22 protein-coding genes are annotated in these 18068 nt (G+C 63.7%); 9 read left to right on the forward strand and 13 right to left on the reverse strand.

The features are described from left to right. The first annotated feature begins 36 nt into the window (after positions 1 to 36). A complete protein-coding gene (locus FBY31_RS10575) occupies positions 37 to 807 on the forward strand; it encodes a CPBP family glutamic-type intramembrane protease (RefSeq protein ID WP_142045254.1) in 771 nt (256 codons plus the stop codon). Positions 808 to 854: 47 nt separating this feature from the next. After that, entirely contained in the window at positions 855 to 1142 is a 288-nt protein-coding gene (locus FBY31_RS10580) for a hypothetical protein (protein ID WP_142040340.1), read from the forward strand. 71 nt (positions 1143 to 1213) lie between these two features. Here FBY31_RS10580 and FBY31_RS10585 read toward each other — a convergent pair whose 3' ends face one another. The 5 genes from FBY31_RS10585 to FBY31_RS10605 all read right to left on the reverse strand — a co-directional run bounded on the left by FBY31_RS10585 (position 1214) and on the right by FBY31_RS10605 (position 5277). Continuing rightward, on the reverse strand, positions 1214 to 2398 hold the full coding sequence (locus FBY31_RS10585; RefSeq protein ID WP_142040342.1) for an ABC transporter permease: 1185 nt from the start codon (positions 2396 to 2398) through the stop codon (positions 1214 to 1216). Next, positions 2395 to 3102: an ABC transporter ATP-binding protein gene (locus tag FBY31_RS10590; RefSeq protein WP_142040344.1), complete on the reverse strand. Its 708-nt coding sequence runs from the start codon at positions 3100 to 3102 to the stop codon at positions 2395 to 2397. Before FBY31_RS10590 ends, FBY31_RS10585 begins: the two co-directional genes overlap by 4 nt. Positions 3103 to 3104: 2 nt before the next feature. Then, positions 3105 to 4250, reverse strand: a complete 1146-nt coding sequence (locus FBY31_RS10595; RefSeq protein ID WP_142040347.1) for a hypothetical protein — start codon at positions 4248 to 4250, stop codon at positions 3105 to 3107. Between the two features lie 254 nt (positions 4251 to 4504). Next, positions 4505 to 4684, reverse strand: coding sequence for a hypothetical protein (locus tag FBY31_RS10600; protein WP_142040350.1), 180 nt, complete (start codon positions 4682 to 4684; stop codon positions 4505 to 4507). Between the two features lie 50 nt (positions 4685 to 4734). Further along, positions 4735 to 5277 carry a hypothetical protein gene (locus FBY31_RS10605; RefSeq protein ID WP_235013013.1) on the reverse strand — a complete coding sequence of 181 codons (543 nt, stop codon included), beginning with the start codon at positions 5275 to 5277 and terminating at the stop codon, positions 4735 to 4737. A 46-nt stretch (positions 5278 to 5323) separates the two neighbouring features. Here FBY31_RS10605 and FBY31_RS23335 point away from each other — a divergent pair, with 46 nt between their 5' ends. Beyond that, complete coding sequence (locus FBY31_RS23335; RefSeq protein WP_235013014.1) at positions 5324 to 5533, forward strand: hypothetical protein; 210 nt, start codon at positions 5324 to 5326, stop codon at positions 5531 to 5533. 152 nt (positions 5534 to 5685) lie between these two features. On the opposite strand, the gene FBY31_RS10610 is transcribed toward FBY31_RS23335, so the two are convergent. The 5 genes from FBY31_RS10610 to FBY31_RS23015 form a co-directional block, all read right to left on the reverse strand. Beyond that, positions 5686 to 6726 (reverse strand): NAD(P)-dependent alcohol dehydrogenase, encoded by a 1041-nt coding sequence (locus FBY31_RS10610; protein WP_142040356.1) that lies wholly within the window; start codon positions 6724 to 6726, stop codon positions 5686 to 5688. A gap of 110 nt (positions 6727 to 6836) precedes the next feature. Next, positions 6837 to 7244, reverse strand: a complete 408-nt coding sequence (locus tag FBY31_RS10615; protein WP_142040359.1) for a cupin domain-containing protein — start codon at positions 7242 to 7244, stop codon at positions 6837 to 6839. A 19-nt stretch (positions 7245 to 7263) separates the two neighbouring features. Next, positions 7264 to 7590 (reverse strand): carboxymuconolactone decarboxylase family protein, encoded by a 327-nt coding sequence (locus tag FBY31_RS10620; protein WP_142040362.1) that lies wholly within the window; start codon positions 7588 to 7590, stop codon positions 7264 to 7266. Positions 7591 to 7596: 6 nt separating this feature from the next. Further along, positions 7597 to 8082 (reverse strand): hypothetical protein, encoded by a 486-nt coding sequence (locus FBY31_RS23010; RefSeq protein WP_200833349.1) that lies wholly within the window; start codon positions 8080 to 8082, stop codon positions 7597 to 7599. Continuing rightward, the gene (locus FBY31_RS23015; protein WP_200833350.1) at positions 8079 to 8828 is read right to left on the reverse strand and encodes an MFS transporter; all 750 of its coding nucleotides are present in this window, start codon (positions 8826 to 8828) and stop codon (positions 8079 to 8081) included. Before FBY31_RS23015 ends, FBY31_RS23010 begins: the two co-directional genes overlap by 4 nt. Before the next feature lie 139 nt (positions 8829 to 8967). On the opposite strand from FBY31_RS23015, the gene FBY31_RS10630 reads away from it, so the two are divergent. Both FBY31_RS10630 and FBY31_RS10635 read left to right on the forward strand, forming a co-directional pair. Next, positions 8968 to 9855, forward strand: a complete 888-nt coding sequence (locus FBY31_RS10630) for a helix-turn-helix transcriptional regulator (protein ID WP_142040364.1) — start codon at positions 8968 to 8970, stop codon at positions 9853 to 9855. A gap of 104 nt (positions 9856 to 9959) precedes the next feature. Further along, positions 9960 to 11048 carry an SDR family oxidoreductase gene (locus tag FBY31_RS10635; protein ID WP_142040367.1) on the forward strand — a complete coding sequence of 363 codons (1089 nt, stop codon included), beginning with the start codon at positions 9960 to 9962 and terminating at the stop codon, positions 11046 to 11048. A 120-nt stretch (positions 11049 to 11168) separates the two neighbouring features. On the opposite strand, the gene FBY31_RS10640 is transcribed toward FBY31_RS10635, so the two are convergent. Genes FBY31_RS10640 through FBY31_RS10650 form a run of 3 tightly spaced genes read right to left on the reverse strand, consistent with a single transcriptional unit; the run spans position 11169 to position 13169 of the window. Continuing rightward, the gene (locus tag FBY31_RS10640) at positions 11169 to 11432 is read right to left on the reverse strand and encodes a hypothetical protein (RefSeq protein WP_142040370.1); all 264 of its coding nucleotides are present in this window, start codon (positions 11430 to 11432) and stop codon (positions 11169 to 11171) included. A 26-nt stretch (positions 11433 to 11458) separates the two neighbouring features. Further along, complete coding sequence (locus FBY31_RS10645) at positions 11459 to 12358, reverse strand: DUF817 domain-containing protein (RefSeq protein WP_142040373.1); 900 nt, start codon at positions 12356 to 12358, stop codon at positions 11459 to 11461. Then, positions 12351 to 13169 (reverse strand): oxygenase MpaB family protein, encoded by an 819-nt coding sequence (locus FBY31_RS10650; protein WP_142040376.1) that lies wholly within the window; start codon positions 13167 to 13169, stop codon positions 12351 to 12353. The genes FBY31_RS10645 and FBY31_RS10650 overlap by 8 nt, the downstream gene beginning before the upstream one ends. A gap of 353 nt (positions 13170 to 13522) precedes the next feature. Here FBY31_RS10650 and chvE point away from each other — a divergent pair, with 353 nt between their 5' ends. The 4 genes from chvE to FBY31_RS10670 all read left to right on the forward strand — a co-directional run bounded on the left by chvE (position 13523) and on the right by FBY31_RS10670 (position 18061). Continuing rightward, complete coding sequence (gene chvE, locus FBY31_RS10655; protein ID WP_142040378.1) at positions 13523 to 14647, forward strand: multiple monosaccharide ABC transporter substrate-binding protein; 1125 nt, start codon at positions 13523 to 13525, stop codon at positions 14645 to 14647. Positions 14648 to 14755: 108 nt separating this feature from the next. After that, positions 14756 to 16285, forward strand: a complete 1530-nt coding sequence (gene mmsA / locus FBY31_RS10660) for a multiple monosaccharide ABC transporter ATP-binding protein (RefSeq protein WP_142040381.1) — start codon at positions 14756 to 14758, stop codon at positions 16283 to 16285. Between the two features lie 4 nt (positions 16286 to 16289). Next, positions 16290 to 17576, forward strand: coding sequence for a multiple monosaccharide ABC transporter permease (gene mmsB / locus FBY31_RS10665; protein ID WP_142040383.1), 1287 nt, complete (start codon positions 16290 to 16292; stop codon positions 17574 to 17576). A 173-nt stretch (positions 17577 to 17749) separates the two neighbouring features. Next, positions 17750 to 18061: a putative quinol monooxygenase gene (locus tag FBY31_RS10670; protein WP_142040386.1), complete on the forward strand. Its 312-nt coding sequence runs from the start codon at positions 17750 to 17752 to the stop codon at positions 18059 to 18061. The last annotated feature ends 7 nt before the right edge of the window (positions 18062 to 18068 follow it).

An 18068-nucleotide genomic window follows, 5' to 3' on the forward strand; every position in this document is an offset into this window, starting at 1 on the left:
GCGCCGCCCGCTGAGCTGCAGCGCGCGTCACTGAACGTGGTACCGGCGGCGCTTGTTTCGGCGTCGGGCTTTCTGCTGTTTGTCCGCGAGGACCGCCTGTCCGGCTTCCTTCTGCTCGCCGCCGCCCTGGTGCTGGCCGGGATCATCAACCGGCGGTTGTTAACCGACCTGGCTCTGATTGGCGTCGGGTTGACCGCAATGAGCCTGGTCCCGATCACCACGGACATCAGCACCGGCCACATGGCGGTAATGGGGACGGCCATGATTCTGGCTGTCGGTGTCCCGTATGCCGTTTCGCGGTTCATCACCGAGGACCACGCGATCCGGTTTCCGATCCGTTCAGGCCAGCCATGGACCCGCGCCGAGAAGTGGTACCTGCCCGCGGTCCTGGTGATCGGGTACGCGCTGATGCCCGTCTATATGATCCGGACCGGCGTCTACAACAACTGGCCGGCGGTTAATGACCCGGACGGCATCGCAAGGCTTTTCCTCGGAACCAACGTGCTGGGCATCTGGGATGAGCTCTTCTTCATCTGCACGGCGTTCACGCTCCTGCGCCGGCATCTCCCGGACTGGCAGGCCAACCTGCTCCAGGCTGTTCTCTTCACGTCCTTCCTCTGGGAGCTGGGATTCCACGCCTGGGCGCCGTTCTTTATCTTCCCGTTTGCGCTGTTGCAGGCCCGGCTGTTCACCATCACCAGGTCGCTGTCCTACATCGTCAGCGTCCACCTGTTGTTCGACTTCGTCCTGTTCCTGGTCCTGATCCACGCCCACAACCGCGAATGGATCGACATCTTCCTGTACTGACTTCTTTTGCCCTGGACGTGGACTGATGCAGCGCCCATAGTTGGAGCGTGAAAACACCTGACCCTGAACTTGATGCCCTGCGGCAGCGTGCGGCGCAGGGTGATTCCGACGCCGTCGATGAACTGGTTGAACGCGCCGCCGAGCGCGCGGACCTGGACGAACTGCGGCGGCTTGCTGATTCCGGCAGCAGGGACGCGGCGGACCAGTTGGTGGAGAGTGCCGGGGAGAAGGGCGACCTTGATGAGCTCAGACGGTTGGCGGCCACAGGAAACCAGGACGCCGCCGAAGTGCTCGCCGAATTCGAAGAGGACGACGACGGCTCTTGGATTCCCTGAACGAGTGACACTGGGCGCTTAGCCCGGGACCGCGGCTGCGCACTTCACGCTGCACGCCCATAAAGCAGCGGCTAGAAACGGATCGCGTCAATCACCTTGATCCGGACCGCCACCAGGGCCGGAATGGCGCCGGCCAGTGCGCCGACGAGGATTGCGGAACCCAGACCGAGGAGCGCAGCTTCAAGCGGAAAGGCAGGATACTCCTTGAGTCCGGGCGCGATATTGGACTGGATCCAGGGGTTCTTGACCACGGCCACGGAGAGCATAACGCCAACGATTCCGGCCACTGCCGTTGCCACCACTGACTCCATCATGACGCCGAGGAATATCCGCTGGGAGGTTGCGCCAAAGCTGCGGCGGATGCCGATTTCCCGGACGCGATACCGCACCGTGACCATTGAGATGTTCAGCATCCCCACCGCTCCGAGCAGGAGGACAAGCGCGGCGATGCCGCCCACCGCCAGCTGCACCGTTTCGAACGGGTCACCGTAGCTGGCGTAGTCCATCCGGTCCACCTGGACCTGCAGTCCCGGAAACTGCCGCTGCAGGTCCGAGGTGATGGCCGCTTTCAGCGGTTCAACCTTGCTTTCGCCAACCCAGAATTTGAACTGGCCGAAGCCGCCAGGAGAAATACCGGCACGCTCCGCGGCCCCAGTCAGCATAAAGGCCGACGGCGGTGCCTGCGGGTGCTGGTCAGGAACCACGCCGATGATCACCGCCGTCGTCTCCTGTGAGCCGAGCAACTTCACCTTGGGGTCGGTAATGAGGTTCGGCCTGCCGGCCGCACTGTAGAAGGCCTCGGAGACCACCAGCGCCGGGGCGAACCGGTTCTCGTCGTCGTCCGCAAACCACCCGCCTTGGCTGACATCCAGGCGGTGGATCACGCCGTAGCCCGGGTCCACGAGTTGGAGGTTCACCTGCTGCACGCCCAGGGGGGACTGGAAGGAGTGCTGCGCCTGGCCGGAATGGCTGTAGTAGGCGATGCCGTAACGGTCCACAACGCCCTGGTACGCGTCGTCAAGTTTCTGTTGATCCGGTTGCGTGGGACCGAAAACGGCTATGCCCAGGGTGGCTGCCCGGCCCCCGTTTTGTTCCGAAGATGCCTTGAAACCCTCACGGGCCAGGTTCCCCAGCCCCACCACAGACGTCAAGGCGGCCACGGAAAGTGCCACTCCAACCAGCGCCAGCAGAATCCGCGTCTTGTTGATCCTCAACTCCTGCCAAGCCTCTACAAGGGCAGAAACTATCCCGGTCACGCGCTGGCTCCCGCCGGGACATCCGCGGCGGTGAGGACGCCGGACTCGAGCCGGTAGCAGGCCCGGGCGAGGGCTGCGACATTCACGTCGTGGGTGATGGTGACCAGGGCGGCGCCGGATTCAGTGGCCACGGTGTCCAGCAGCGCCATGACTTCCTGTCCTGTGTCCACGTCAAGGGCGCCTGTAGGTTCGTCGGCCAGGATCAGCCGGGGCCGGCGGACCAATGCCCGGGCGATGGCAACTCTTTGCTGCTCGCCGCCGGAGAGCATGTTCGGCAATGTCTGGGCGCGATGGGCGAGGCCGACGCGGTCCAGAATGTCCATGGCAGTTTCCCGGCGGCGCCAGAATTGGGGACCCTTGGCGTACAGCAACGGCGTCATGACATTGTCCACGGCTGTGCGGCCGGGCAGGAGGTTGAACTGTTGGAATACGAATCCCACCGATTCACCGCGCAGCCCCGCCCGGGCGCCGTCGCTGATTTCCTGCACCGGATTACCCAGGAACCTGAGGTCCCCGCTGCTGGGCAGGTCCAGCAGCCCGAGCAGGTTCAGCAACGTTGACTTGCCGCAACCGGACCTTCCCACGACTGCCGTGTGGTCGCCACTGTGAACCGAGAGGTCAACCCCGCGAAGAATGTGGAGCTCCTGGTCATCAGGCAGCAGGACGGTCCTGGTCACTCCAGCCAGGGCTACGAGTTCCTCCACCCTTAGCCGCCGACCGGAATGCCGGGTCCGGCAAACTGCGGTCCCGGGGGCATCTGTGCCGGCGCGCCCGGAATGAATTCGAGGATCGCCTCCCCTTCCGCCAGTCCGGAGACCACCTCCACCCGGGAACCATCGTTCAGGCCCAGCTGGACCTTGCGCTGTTCGGGCTCACCGGCAGGAACTCCAGCCGGGACACCCGGAGCAGCGGGGCCGGGCGCGCCGCTGGCTGCGCCGTCAGGGCCTGACGCTGGACTTGTGCCTGCCAGCCAGACAATGCCCTCCTTGACGCTGCCTTCCACGGCTGTGAGGGGGACGGAAACCACGTTGACGGCCTCGCCTGCGGTGACGGTCATGGTGGCACCCAGCCCGGCGAAGACCTCAACGCTTGAGGGGACAGCGCAGCTAAGGGTCCCCGTAGGTGTGCCGCCCTGCTCGGGCGCTCCGCCGGCAGTCCCAGGGCCGGCCTGGGCATAAGGGACGGTCCTCCCCGCGCCACCGGACATGCCGCTGGTGACCCCAGCTCCGGAGCTGCCCCCGGCAGCCGGGTCCGTGGTGCTTTCCAAAACGACGGAAGGACAAGTGAAGGGAGCAGGTCCGCCAACCAGGGCCACTTGGGCCGACCCCGGCTTGGCCAGAAGCCGGTACTGCTGCGCGGCGTCCACCGTACCACCGACCGTAAAGGTCCCCGGGTCCACTGATCCTGCCGTCTCGCCCACGCTGACTTGCTGATTGATCAACACGTCCAGGCTTTTCAGCTCGCCTGAAGCCGGAGCAACAACATCTGTGTAGGTGTAGGCAGGCTGGACCGCCGCGGGAGGCGCCTGCCTGGCCGAACTGGCGTCGTATGGCCCGTTTTCCGCTGCCGAATCGACTGCCACGTGCGGTTCGGGTTTGACTTCGGACCGGACCTGGTAGAGGCGATCGCCCAAGGCCACCTTCGCTCCGGGCTCCAGGAAGATGTAGGTCACCTCACCGGCAGCGGAGTTCCGGACACCGATCGCGGCATCGCTTTGAACAGTTGCCTTGATCTCCACCTTATTGGTCAGGGTGGCGCGTGACGCCTGAATCACGGGAGTTGCCACCTGGGCTCCGGGACCTGCCACGGTCCGTTCGGGTTCCATCCCGCCAACGAAAGCGATCTTAACCAAAGCCACCGCTATGACCGCAAATATCGCCAGCCACGCCGCCGGCAAAATGACACGTCGAAAAACTCTCATCACTGCCCCCATCAGTAAGCCCCCCAGAGCGATCTGCGGGAGCCCACCCAGCATATAGTGCCGGTGTTCCCGACCTTGTCACAGGTATTCGCGAACTTGTCATATGTCAGGCAGCAGCGCCAAAAGTTGCTACTCGTGCGGACCCGGTTCGTCGGGGGGGTTGACACAGGAACTGTGGTTGGCAGCTATTCCTCGCCGTTGTCTTCGGCTTCCAGGTATTTCGCCATGGCTTCGCAGGCCTGTTTCCAGCGGACATTCAACGCGTGCCGGTTCAACGGGGAGAACATGCCGTCGAGGACTTTTTCAACTGCGTCATATGCGGCGTCCCGGGCCCGTTCCTGCGCCGCCGGGCTGTAGTAGTTCATGCCTGTAGTTCGTTGTGTCAGGCGGTTCGGATGGCGGAAAACTGAATGGCCTAACCGGCTGGCCTGAGCGACGTGATCATCTGCCTGATGTTCCGGTACTCCGGGGTGTCCATGTATTTGCGGGCCTGCTCCAGGTACGGCAGGGACTCGGCACCGGGTGTCTCGTTGTTCGCGGGATGGTAGAACGCGCCGAACATCGCTGCGGTGGCTGGCCAGGTGAAGAAGTGGAAGATGGGGCACGCCGAGTCGCCGGCGGGAGCCGGAACGGTGGTGATACCGTACGCGGCAGCTGGAGTATCGGCCGGGCCGGGGGCGGTGGCATGGCCGCGGGTTTCAAACACGTACCGCGGCACTTCGCCGTTCTGGGCCAGGGCCGGCAGTTCCTGGGACTCAAGCTCGGAGAAGGAATATTTCTCCATGCAGGTGGAACCGGTGACCATGTTGGTCCGGAGGGTCGCCAGCGGCTTTCCTGCTTCATTGGTGACCTCGGCAAAGGCACCCCCGCCTTCGGGCAGTTCGCCTGCGGGATCTGTCACACTCCACGCCGCCGGCAGGTCGAACGCCAGCTGCCCGTCAGCCGTCCTAAACGTCACCCAAGACGTCCCCTGATCGAAGGTATCGGAGGGCGTCGGGCTTGTCGTGGACTCGGCCGTCGGCGTCACGGTCTTTCCCGGAAGAGTGGGCGGGATGGTGGAAATCGTGGGTGCGGTGGACTCGCTGGTAACAGAGATCGGGGGGCTTATCGGTTGGCTGCAGCCGCCCACCGCCACACCAACCAGAATCAACGCGGAAAGCATCCCGCCGGACCTGCCCATTCCAACCTCCAAGGACACAAAAACTGGTTCTTAAAGTGTGGAACCGCCAGCAGGTTTCGGACCTTGTGCAGGCTGATTGGCGCCTAACCGTTGCGGCGAATAACAGAAAAGCTTTTGTGCCTGGATTTTAAAGCCCGACGGCGGCCCGCCCCTGGGGAGCCGGCCGCCGTCGAACGCTTTTTGGTACTAGAGGGTGGCGGTGTCGATCACGAAGCGGTAGCGGACGTCCGAGGCAAGGACCCGCTCGTAGGCGTCGTTGATCTTTTCGGCCGGGATGACCTCAATTTCGGCGCCAAGGCCGTGCTCCGCGCAGAAGTCCAGCATCTCCTGGGTTTCGCGGATGCCGCCGATCATCGAGCCGGCGAAGGACCGGCGGCCGCCGATCAGCGCGAAGGCGTTGACCGGGAGCGGCTCGGCGGGGGCGCCGACGTTCACAAGGGCGCCTTCGAGGGCCAGCAGCTGCAGGTAGGAGCTGATGTCAATCGAGGCGCTGACGGTGTTGATGATCAGGTCAAAGGTGCCGGCGAGCTCCTTGAAGGTGTTCTCATCGCTGGTGGCGAAGTAGTGATCCGCACCCAGGCGGAGCCCGTCCTCCTGCTTTTTCAGCGACTGGGACAGGACGGTCACGTCAGCACCCATGGCATGGGCGAGTTTGACGGCCATGTGGCCAAGTCCGCCGAGGCCGACGACGGCGACCTTCTTGCCGGGGCCGGCACCCCAGTGCCGCAGCGGGGAGTACGTGGTGATGCCGGCGCACAGCAGCGGTGCGGCGACGTCGAGGTCGATGCCCTCAGGGATGCGGACAACGAAGTCTTCGGTGACGATGACGTGGCTGGAGTAACCGCCCTGGGTGATAGTGCCGTCGCGGTCAACTGCCCCGTAAGTGCCCACCATAGAGTTGAGGCAGTACTGCTCCTCGCCCTTCAGGCAGTTGGCGCATTCGCGGCAGGAGTTGACCATGCAGCCGACGCCCACGCGGTCGCCCACGGCGTGCTTGGTCACGGCCGAACCCACTTCAGTGACGATGCCGGCGATCTCGTGGCCGGGGACCAGCGGGTACTGCTGCGGGCCCCAGTCGCCGCGGACGGTGTGGATGTCCGAGTGGCAGATGCCTGCGAACTTGATCTCGATCAGGACGTCGTGGGGGCCAACTTCGCGGCGTTCGATGGTGGTTGCGATGAGGTCCTCTGTGGCGGACGGGGATGCGTAGGCTTTGACGGTAGTCATGGCTCTCCTGTGGGTTTGGGGGGTTTTTAAAATGCTAACGGGATCAAGGGCCGTCAAACCGGCATTTCGGGCCGGCAGGGGTGGCCCTGTTGATACTGGGACTGGCAGTCCTACCCTTGCCGGCCTTCGTACTGGTCATCGGTGATGTGCTCTGCCCAGACCGTGGTTGCGGCCGGGTCGTCACCGTTCTCGAGGATGGCGACGTGCTCCATAAAGGTTCCGTTGGCCGAGGCGTGCCAGTGCTCCTCGCCCGGCGGGGTGTAGAGCGTCTGGCCGGGGTGCACTTCGATGATAGTGCCATCACGGCTGCCAAAGCGGGCGACGCCGGCGGTGATGTGCAGGTACTGGCCGCGGGCGTGGGAGTGCCAGGCAGTGCGGGCACCCGGGGCGAAGTGCACCTTGGCAACAACCGCGCGCTGTTCGGGGCCGTGCGGGACGGCGATCACGTCCAGCCACACATCTCCGGCGAACTGCTCGGGCGGGTTCTTAACGGTCTCGCGGGCGGGTTCGATGAACATGTTCTTTCCTTTCGGACGTTTACTGCTTGGCCAGGACGCGCTTGACCAGCATGAGCGCGGACACGGCCTTGGGCCAGCCGGCATAGAACGCGACGTGGGTGATCGTTTCCTTGACCTCGTCCTCCGTGAGGCCGTTGGCAATGCCCATGGGGATGTGCGCTTCGAGCTGCTCGATGTTGCCCGCGGAGACGAGGCTGCTGATGGTTATCAGGCTGCGGTCCCGCGGCGACAGTTCCGGCCGTGACCACACCTGTCCGAACAGCACCTCATCGGTCAGTGACACAAACGTGGGCGCGAAATCGCCCATCATTTTCTGCATCGGAGTCTGTTCAACGTTTTCAGACATCTTCTTTTACCTCCTGAAGGGGATTGGGTTTGGTAGCGGGCGGGCAAGTACCAGGAGTCCGAACAGGGACAGCAGCGCTCCGCCGATCATGAGCAGGGCCATGGGGACAGCCGTGCCGCTGCCGCCGAGGCCCGCGATGGGGGCCACGACCCCTGCGGTGGTCCATTGCACGAGTCCCAGGACTGCCGAACTGGTGCCGGGGTGCCCGGGTACCTCCGAGGAGGCGAGTGCGCCGCCGTTGGTGTTGATCAGGCCCTGCGCCACCATGAGGGCGAAGAAGCTGCCCATGGCCACCAGCAAGGGCGTGGCCCACCACAGCGCTCCGGCCAGCATGGCCACCCCGGCGGCAAGGGCGATGAGCTGGCCCACCAGGATGACCTTCCGGGTTGGTACTCGGCCGGCCAGCCTGGCTGAGACCAGGGCGGCGATGGCCATGCCGCCGGCGTTCGCGGCAAACACCATGGAATACATCACCGGCGACAGGCCGTTCATGTTCTGCAGGATGAACGCGGACGTTGCCACGTACGCGAACAGGGCGATAAAGGCCGACGACGCCACCACCACGTAGCCGACGAACCTGGGTTTGAGAGCACGTCCTTTGCCGCGCGGCCGAATTCAGCCAGGCCGCCGGAGTGCCGTTTTTCGGGCGGGAGGGATTCCGGGACGACGAACAGGGCACAGAGGGTCATGAGCACGCCCAGGGCGGCGAGTGTCCAAAAGGTCATCCGCCACCCGGTCAGCTGCAGGATCACCGCTCCGAGCAATGGGCTGATGATGGGTGCCACGCCGCCGATGCCCATCACAATATTGAGTACCCGGACCAGCTGTGGCCCATGGGCCAGGTCGACGATGACGGCGCGGCCGATGACCATGGCCCAGCCACCCCCAAAGCCCTGCAGGAAGCGGGCGATCATCAGGATCCCGATGTTCGGGGCAAGGGCGCAGGCTACCGAGGCAACCGCCATCAGGACGGTGCCGGCCACCAGCGGCAGCCGCCGGCCGCGCTGGTCGCTGAACGGGCCGCCCACCAGTTGCCCGAGCCCCATCCCGGCGAAGAACGTGGTCAGGGTCAGCTGCACCGCGGAGGCTGTGCTGCCGAACTCCGCGGACACGTGTGGAAAGGCCGGGACGTACATGTCGGTGGCCAGGGGTGCCACAGCCGTCAGGAAGATGACCGTGGCAACCAGCGTCGCGGAGACGGCGCCGGCCGCGGGCGCCCGCGTTGCGGTTGGCAGCATGGATAAGTGCTCCATCTGGTTGATGACTAAAGGGGATGTTTCCATCAAAGCGCCTCCCGGAAGTGCCAGCGAGGGCCCTGCTGAAACGGGTTACGGCAGAACCTCCTTACGGGTTGGCCATTCGTCGTAACGTGTCCCTATGGATAACCGAGCCGAGGTACGGCAGTTCCTCTCGACCCGCCGTGGACGCATCACCCCGGAGCAGGCAGGCATCGAACCGTATGGCGGGCGGCGCCGCGTGCCCGGACTCCGGCGGGAAGAGGTAGCCCGCCTCGCCGGCGTCAGCGTTGACTATTACACCCGGCTGGAACGCGGCAACCTCACCGGCGTCTCGGACAGCGTCCTCGACGCGATCGCCCGGGCCCTGGAACTGGACCGGGCCGAACACGACCACCTTTACGACTTGGCGCGTGCAGCCAACACCTCTGGGCGCAAGCGTGCCGCGAGCGCGGTGCCCGCAGGCGTCCGCCCCGTGCTCCAGCATCTTCTGGACACCATCACGGGCGCCCCGGCGTTCATCGGCAACAACCGGATGGACATCGTGGCAGCCAACACCCTGGGCTACGCCCTCTACTCGGACATGTACCGCGGCCCCGCCCGGCCGGCGAACCACTCCCGGTTCATTTTCCTGGACCCCCGGGCCCACAACTTTTACACCCACTGGGACCGCGCAGCCAACGTCAACGTTGCCATCCTCCGCCGGGAGGCCGGACGCAACCCCCATGACAAAGGCATCGCCGAGCTCGTTGGCGAACTTTCGATGCGCAGCGACGATTTCCGCGCCCGCTGGGCGGCGCACAACGTCCGCCGCCACTACTCGGGAACAAAGTTCTTCCAGCACCCCGTAGTCGGACTCCTGGAGCTGGACTACCAGGTCCTGGACCTCGAGGAGGACCCCGGACACACCCTGACCGTTTACCCCGCCATACCTGGAAGCCCTTCCGAGGAAGCCCTCAAGCTCCTCGCCTCGTGGGCGGCAACCGAGAAAATTGCGGAAACCGCCCAGGCCCACGCCGGAAGGGTGTAGGAGTTTTTCTGCCAGTTCTCGAGGGGTTCCTGCCCAACGTCCCGTGCCTTCAGCCCGTAGGGTGAATGGAAGGAACCAGCCCCCCCGAGAACCAGGAGGATCACATGCAGGGCAGCCCAGGAACGGGACAGGACGACCGACGCACCGCGCTGGTGGTGGGAGCCAGCGGAATCGCAGGATCGGCACTGGTCACACAGCTTGCAGGCGACGGGTGGGATGTGCTGGCTCTGACCCGCAGCGGCACTGGGCAGGCGGCTGCCCGCAACATCAGCGCGGACCTCACCTCGCCGGAGAGCCTGGCACGGGCACTGGGCGGAGAAGGGCCCACCCACGTTTTCTTCACGGCCTGGTCGCGGCAGGACACGGAGCGGGAGAACATTGAGGTCAATGCAGCCCTGCTGAGGAACCTGCTCAATGCCCTCGCTGGAAGCCCGGTGCAGCACGTGGCCCTGATGACCGGCCTGAAGCATTACCTCGGGCCGTTTGAAGCCTATGCGGCCGGCGAAATGCCGGATACTCCGTTCCACGAGGACGAGCCCCGGCTGCCCGTGCCCAATTTCTACTACGCCCAGGAAGACGAACTGTGGGCGGCAGCGGAACGCCAGGGCTTCCGCTGGTCCGTTCACCGGGCCCATACCGTTATCGGGCACGCGGTGGGCAACGCGATGAACATGGGCCTCACCCTCGCCGTCCAGGCCTCAATCTGCAAGGAACTGAACCAGCCCTTCATTTTCCCCGGCTCGGAGACGCAGTGGAACAGCCTCACGGACATGACGGACAGCGGCCTCCTGGCCGAACACATGATCTGGGCTGCCACAGCAGGGAATGCCGGCGATGAGGCGTACAACATCGTCAATGGCGATGTGTTCCGCTGGCGCTGGATGTGGCCGCGCCTGGCCGCCTACTTCGGAGTCGAGGCCGTCGGATTTGAGGGCGCGCCCCGGCCGCTGGAAGAACAGATGCGCGGCATGGAACCGGTATGGTCGGACATCGCCGGACGCCGCGGCCTGGCCGAAGCTGATCTCTCCCGGGTGTCGTCCTGGTGGCACACCGATAGTGACCTGGGACGGAATATCGAGGTGGTTGCGGATATGAGCAAGAGCCGCCTCGCGGGCTTCACCGGCTACCGCCGGACTGAGGACTGTTTCCTGCGGCTGTTCGACCGGTTCCGTACGGACCGCCTGATTCCCTAAACCGCGCGCTCCATAGCGCGGCCGAAAAAGCGAACGGGCAGAAAACGGACGACGGCGGGACCTCCCGCCGTCGTCCGCTTTGTGCCTCACCCGCAGCTGCCTCTGCGATCGCCAGTCACATTAACCACCGTTGCGGATCGTGGCGCCGCATTGCCCGGTTTGTCCCTCAAATGGCGCCAGAGGTAGCGCCGTTTCCTTCCGTTTCGCGTCTTTTGCGAGGTGCTGGCCAAGGCCTTGATCGCCGTGCTTAAGTTTTTTCACGGCCTCAACCGGGCCACACCAAACAGCACATAGAACAAGCAGAACGAACAGGAGGACCCGATGCCGGGAACCATTGACTTCACCGGTGACGCCGGTCGCGGCCGGATTCTTGCCTGCAACCATGTCCGGGCCTCCCTGCAGATCAGGAATTAGTAAGCAAGCTTACCTTGCCGCTCGGCGGACTCCTCCCGCACTTCCCCAAAGTCCGGAAGCTGGGGTTTGTAAACCCAGGCCACCAGCACCACCGAGATGATCATCAGCAGGAACCAGGAGACCAGCTTGTCCAACGAAACCGGGTGCCAGCCGTCCACTTGGCTGGGGTAGAGCCAGGCACCGGACCAGGTAGCGATGTTCTCGGCGACCCAGATGAACAGCGCCACCAGCAGGAATGCGATGACCAGCGGCATCCGGTGGTGCTTCCGGAACACGCGGAAGTGCATCACGCACCGGCCAAAGATGATCACGACGGCGGCAAGTAGCGCCCAGCGCATGTCCCAGATGTAGTGGTGGCTGAAGAAGTTGACGTAGATGGCCACTGCAATGATTGCCGTAATCCAGCGGCGCGGGTAGCTGGCGAAGCGAAGGTCGAAAAGCCGGTAGACGCGGACCATATAGGAGCCCACGGCGGCGTACATAAACCCGCTGAAGAGCGGGACCGCCCCGATCCGCAGGATGCCCTCCGCCTCGTAGGACCAGGAGCCGACGTCGGTCTTGAACAGTTCCATCACCGTGCCCACCAGGTGGAACAGGATAATGACCCGCAGTTCCCGGAGGGTCTCCAGCTTGAACACCACCATAAGGATCTGGATGGCGACGGCGGCCAGGGTCAGAAAGTCGTTCCGGGCCAGCGCGGCGCTGTCCGGGTACCAGAGACGGGCCGCCATCAGCACTGCCAGGAGGGCGCCGCCGAAGATGCAGGCCCAGCCCTGCTTCAGGCCGAAGACGACAAACTCGGTGAGCCTTGCCTTGGCACCGCCGGCCGGCCCCTTGACCAGGAAGCGGCGGGCCCGTTCGTCGATCCGCTGCTCTACAGAGGTGGAGCTACGCACGAACTCCCCGACGCTTGCCGGGCTGGCTGTTTGCGCGGATGTCGGCGTCCAGGCTGCTCAGGCAGTAGTTCTTGAACCAGTGCCTGAGGCCTTGGGGCAGCTTCGGGTAGATCACGGCCAGGGTCTTTACAGTGCGGTCGAAGCGGCACTCGTGGCGGTCGCTCCAAGGGAGGCCAAAGTCCTTGCGCAGCTGGTCGGGAAGGAGGCCGGCGGTGAGGAACCTGGCGGAGGGCATGATGGCGCGGTACCAGAGCGCTGTGCGTTTCGGGTACAGCAGCCCGCGGCCGACGCGCACCCCGCCGCCCTCTGCACGGAGCGTGGAGATGCGCCCGCTCCAGTAGCGGCTGAATGCCGCCCGGTCCTCCGGCCACATCCCGGGCGGAAGCTGCAGGGCTGTGCCGATCCTCGCGTAGTCCTGGTACATGGCATCGGCCGATTCGTCGTCGAGCGGGCCGTAGATCTTTTCGATGATGGTGATCGCTGTGTCGTAAAGCGTGGCCACCACCCAGAGCTGCAGTTCGGGATCATAGGCACTGTAGCCCGGGGAAGTTTCGTTATCGTCCCTGCGGACCGGAACGTGGGCGCGGTTCACCCTGCGGCGGACCTCATTCACCTGCTCATCGGTGCCATACACAATCGCGTAGACGTAAGTGAGGGTGCCCTTGAGCCTGTTGACCGGGCGGCCCACGAACGTGCTGTGCTCGTCAACGCCCCGGCCAACCGCCGGATCGGCAAGCTGCAGGAGGAGAGCGCGTCCTGCTCCGGCAAGCAGGATGCCTTCTGCGCCGAACTCGGCCATTCCTCGCACCATTTCAACAGGGTACCGGAGTCACTGACAGTCGACGACGGCGGGACCTCCCGCCGTCGTCTGCTTCATCCGATACGCGGCACCCCGTCCCGCCTGATTAAGAATCAGTGACAGTACGCGCGAGTGAGTTGACTCACAGGGTACCAGGAACTAGCATTTGCTGTTAGCGCTAACAACTATTGAAGAGGGGCGTGTCAGCCACGGCATCGTGGCTGGCCCGCCCGGCCTCTTCGCCCTGCAGAACACCTGGGTCCGGCCGCACAGCGGGACCCCCGATCGCCTTACCTGCCGGCAAGCGCAGATGCTTTCCGGCCCAGCACCACTTCGCGGAGCAACTTCCGCAGAAGGAGAAGATCGTGAGAATTAGGAAACTCCTGGGCGCCGTTGCAGTGGCCCTCGCAGTCACAGTGGGTGCCACAGGCTGCGGCTCCCGGGGCGGCACCACTGAACCGGGCGCCTCGGCAAACCCCAGCGAATCCCTCGTTGGAATCTCGATGCCCACGCAAACTTCAGAACGCTGGATCGCCGATGGCGGAAATGTGGAAAAGTCCCTGAAGGACCTGGGCTACAAAACCGACCTGCAGTTCGCCAACGATGACATCCCCACGCAGGTATCGCAGATCGAGAACATGCTCACCAAGGGTGCCAAGGCGCTCATCATCGCTGCCATCGACGGCACCACGCTCACCGATGTCCTCGCCAAGGCGAAGGAACAGAACGTCAAGGTCATCGCCTACGACCGCCTCATTAACGGCACCCCCAACGTGGACTACTACACCACGTTCGACAACTACACCGTAGGCGTGCAGCAGGCAACGTCCCTGCTGACCGGGCTTGGCCTGGTCGATGCCAGCGGCAAGAAGGTGGACGGCAAGGGCCCGTTCAACATTGAGCTTTTCGCCGGCAGCCCGGACGACAACAACGCCAACTTCTTCTGGACCGGCGCCATGGACACCCTGAAGCCGTACATGGACGCCGGTACCCTCAAGGTGCCCAGCGGCCAGACCAAGTTCGAGCAGGCCGCCATCCTGCGCTGGCAGGCCCCTGTTGCACAGAAGCGCATGGAGGACGTCCTCACCGCTGCCTACAGCTCCGGCACCAAGCTCGACGGCGTGCTCTCCCCCTACGACGGCCTCTCCATCGGCATCATCTCCGCGCTGACCAGCACCGGTGGCTACACCAAGGGCGACCTGCCCGTCGTCACCGGCCAGGACGCTGAAAAGGGCTCCGTGAAGTCCATCATCGCCGGAGAACAGTACTCCACCATCTTCAAGGACACCCGGCAGCTGGGTTCCCAGGCAGTCAAGATGGTTGATGCCCTGCTGAAGGGCCAGGAGCCCGAGGTCAACGACACCAAGACCTACAACAACAAGGTCAAGGTTGTTCCGGCCTACCTGCTCAAGTCCGTGATCATCACCAAGGACAACTACAAGAAGGAACTGATCGACTCGGGCTACTACAAAGACGCCGACGTCAAGTAACCATTGTGCGGGGTTGCGGCCGGCCTCACGGCCTGGCCGCAACCCTTTCCCGTCGGCTCCTGCAGCCGCAGGCGGCCCAGTTTTCCAACCAGTCAGTGGGAATTGACGATGAATACACCCATTCTTCAAATGCGAGGAATCACTAAGACCTTCCCGGGCGTAAAGGCCCTCCAGGACGTCACCTTGGACGTCAACCGGGGCGAGGTCCACGCCATTTGCGGCGAGAACGGGGCGGGAAAGTCCACCCTCATGAAAGTCCTGTCCGGCGTCTACCCGCACAACTCCTTCGACGGGGAAATCCTTTTCGAAAATGAGCCCTGCAACTTCTACAGCATCAGCGACAGCGAGAAGCGCGGCATTGTCATCATTCACCAGGAACTCGCCCTCAGCCCCTACCTGTCGATCGCCGAAAACATTTACCTCGGGAACGAACAAGCCAAAAACGGCTGGGTGGATTGGCGGAAGACCAACCTCGAGGCTGCAAAACTCCTGGCCCGGGTGGGCCTGGACGAAAACCCTGTCACCCCGGTCCAGCACATCAGCGTAGGCAAGCAGCAGTTGGTGGAGATCGCCAAGGCGCTGTCCAAGGAAGTTAAGCTCCTCATCCTGGACGAGCCCACAGCTGCGCTCAATGATGAAGACTCGGGCCATCTCCTGGACCTGATACTTCACTTGAAGGGCCAGGGAATCACCAGCATCATCATTAGCCACAAGCTCAACGAGATCCGCAGGGTAGCAGACGCCGTCACCATCATCCGTGACGGCAAGACCATCGAGACCCTCCGCCTGGATGAAGGCCAGATCACTCAGGAACGGATTATTCGCGGCATGGTGGGCCGGGACCTGGACAGCCTCTACCCTGACAGGAACCCCACTATCGGCGAGGAAGTCCTTCGGATTGAGGACTGGTCTGTCCGGCATCCCCAGGACCATTCCCGCATGGTGGTGCACAACGCGAGCCTGTTCGTCCGCAAGGGCGAAGTGGTGGGGCTTGCCGGCCTGATGGGTGCGGGCAGGACAGAGCTGGCAATGAGCGTTTTCGGGCGCACCTACGGCACCGCGATGTCCGGGAAGGTCTACAAGTACGGTGAGGAAATCAACACGTCCACAGTTTCCAAGGCGATCGGGAACGGCATCGCCTATGCCACGGAGGACCGTAAGCAGTACGGCCTGAACCTCATTGAGGACATCAAGCGGAACATTTCCATGGCTGCGCTGCGGAAGCTGGTCAAGGGCGGCTGGGTGGACAAGAACCAGGAAACCATGGTGGCCAACGGCTACCGCGAAAGCATGAACATCAAGGCACCGTCGGTGGCCGCCATCACCGGCAAACTCTCCGGCGGGAACCAGCAGAAAGTGGTGCTGAGCAAGTGGATGTTCTCGGACCCGGACGTGCTGATCCTCGATGAACCTACCCGGGGTATCGACGTCGGCGCCAAATTCGAGATCTACACCATCATCGCCAAGCTGGCCGCGGAGGGAAAAGCTGTCATCGTCATTTCTTCCGAACTGCCTGAACTCCTGGGCATCTGCGACCGGATCTACACTCTCTCGGCCGGCCACATCACTGGCGAGGTGCCCATTGCCGAAGCAACCCAGGAAACACTCATGCACTACATGACCAAAGAGAAGGAATAGGACCATGTCCGCCCTACGAGAATCCCTCGGCTTCCTGACAAGCCGCCTCCGGCAGGTTGGCATCTTCGTTGCCCTGATCCTGATTGTCCTGCTGTTCCAGGTTTTGACCAACGGCATCCTCCTGCAACCCCAGAACGTCACCAATCTGGTGGTCCAGAACAGCTACATCCTCATCCTCGCCATCGGCATGGTCATGGTCATCATTGCCGGCCATATCGATCTCTCGGTGGGTTCGATCGCCGGATTTATCGGCGCCGTTGCCGGCGTGATGATCGTCCACTGGGGATGGGCCTGGTGGCTCGCCATCCCGGCCTGCCTTCTGGTCGGAGCGCTCGTCGGGGCTTGGCAGGGTTACTGGATCGCCTACGTCGGCATTCCGGCGTTCATCGTCACGCTGGCAGGCATGCTGATCTTCCGCGGCCTGACCCTGATAACGCTCAAGAACCAGCAGATCACCCCCTTCCCCGCCGAACTCCGCGCCCTGGGCGGCGGATTCCTGCCTGACATCTCCGGCGGCACGTCGGTGCTGGAATGGTTAACCGTCATCCTGGGCGTCGGAGCCACTGTGGCACTGCTCATCCAGGCGCTCAAGGAACGCCGCATCCGGCGGAAGTTCGACCTTGAAAACGAGCCAATGGCCTGGTTCGTCACCAAGACAACCTTTATCGCGCTTCTCATGCTGGTCATCACGTTCCTCCTTGCGAGCTACCGCGGTACCCCGATCGTCCTGATCGTGCTGGCCGTCCTGGTGATCGCGTACACGGCGCTGATGAACAACAGCGTCTTTGGCCGCCACACATATGCCATCGGTGGAAACCTCCACGCCGCCGAACTGTCCGGCGTTAAGACCAAAGCCGTCACCTTCCGTCTCTTCGTCAACATGGGTGTCCTGGCAGCCCTCGCCGGCCTGGTCTTCACTGCACGGCTCAACTCGGCCCAGCCGGCCGGTGGTACAGGCTTCGAGCTGGACTCCATTGCCGCGGCGTTCATCGGCGGCGCCGCGGTCCAAGGCGGCATCGGAACAGTGGCAGGCGCCATGATCGGCGGCCTGATTATGGGCGTCCTGAACAACGGAATGTCCATCCTGGGCCTCGGTACCGATTACCAGCAGCTCATCAAGGGACTGGTCCTGCTCCTCGCCGTAGGCTTCGACATCTTCAACAAGAACCGCACAGGCGGCGGCACCAGCATCACCAGCCGCTTCCAAAAGAAGCCGGCGCCTCCGGCCGCCGCGGAAGCGGCATCACCTGATGACCGATCCGCCCCGGTTGTAGTAGACGCATCCAAATAGAACCCATCCGGGAACAGAAGCGGACGACGGCGGGGCCTCCCGCCGTCGTCCGCTTCCTTTTACCCGGCTGCCCGCGGCGCACCAGCAGGTGCCGTAGCCCAGGTGCTGCCGTCGCCAGGCTGACACCGGCAGTCCCCGAACCCCGAACCCCGAACAGGAAAGCAGAAAAGCAGATGCCCGTTGTTGTCACCGCCATATTCACCCCCAAGGAAGGCGCCTTTGACCAGGTGGTCAAGGCCCTCACCCCGGCAATCGCCGAAGTCCACGAAGAGGAAGGCTGCCTGCTCTACGCCATCCACGAAGCACCGAATGGCCAGATCGTCATGATCGAAAAATGGGAAAGCGCCGAACTGCTCGATGCGCACGGTGCGGGGGGCGCGGTCAAGCGCCTCAACGCTTCCCTGGACGGGCTGCTCGAAGTTCCCGTGGAGGTCACCCGGCTTGCGCCCATCCCTGCAGGTACCGGGCACCAAGGCGTGCTGTAGGGGACGC

The sequence above is a fragment of the Arthrobacter sp. SLBN-100 genome (genome assembly GCF_006715305.1).
GTDB lineage: Bacteria > Actinomycetota > Actinomycetes > Actinomycetales > Micrococcaceae > Arthrobacter.

Bases quoted from the DNA above. Each gene is read 5' to 3' on its own strand.
- FBY31_RS23010 (WP_200833349.1), bottom strand. From the start codon at position 8,082: ATGAACGGCCTGTCGCCGGTGATGTATTCCATGGTGTTTGCCGCGAAC.
- FBY31_RS23015 (WP_200833350.1), bottom strand. From the start codon at position 8,828: ATGCTGCCAACCGCAACGCGGGCGCCCGCGGCCGGCGCCGTCTCCGCG.
- FBY31_RS10615 (WP_142040359.1), bottom strand. From the start codon at position 7,244: ATGTTCATCGAACCCGCCCGCGAGACCGTTAAGAACCCGCCCGAGCAG.
- mmsA (WP_142040381.1), top strand. From the start codon at position 14,756: ATGAATACACCCATTCTTCAAATGCGAGGAATCACTAAGACCTTCCCG.
- FBY31_RS10630 (WP_142040364.1), top strand. From the start codon at position 8,968: ATGGATAACCGAGCCGAGGTACGGCAGTTCCTCTCGACCCGCCGTGGA.
- FBY31_RS10610 (WP_142040356.1), bottom strand. From the start codon at position 6,726: ATGACTACCGTCAAAGCCTACGCATCCCCGTCCGCCACAGAGGACCTC.
- FBY31_RS10650 (WP_142040376.1), bottom strand. From the start codon at position 13,169: ATGGTGCGAGGAATGGCCGAGTTCGGCGCAGAAGGCATCCTGCTTGCC.
- FBY31_RS10670 (WP_142040386.1), top strand. From the start codon at position 17,750: ATGCCCGTTGTTGTCACCGCCATATTCACCCCCAAGGAAGGCGCCTTT.
- mmsB (WP_142040383.1), top strand. From the start codon at position 16,290: ATGTCCGCCCTACGAGAATCCCTCGGCTTCCTGACAAGCCGCCTCCGG.
- FBY31_RS10600 (WP_142040350.1), bottom strand. From the start codon at position 4,684: ATGAACTACTACAGCCCGGCGGCGCAGGAACGGGCCCGGGACGCCGCA.
- FBY31_RS10640 (WP_142040370.1), bottom strand. From the start codon at position 11,432: ATGGTTGCAGGCAAGAATCCGGCCGCGACCGGCGTCACCGGTGAAGTC.
- FBY31_RS10620 (WP_142040362.1), bottom strand. From the start codon at position 7,590: ATGTCTGAAAACGTTGAACAGACTCCGATGCAGAAAATGATGGGCGAT.
- FBY31_RS10635 (WP_142040367.1), top strand. From the start codon at position 9,960: ATGCAGGGCAGCCCAGGAACGGGACAGGACGACCGACGCACCGCGCTG.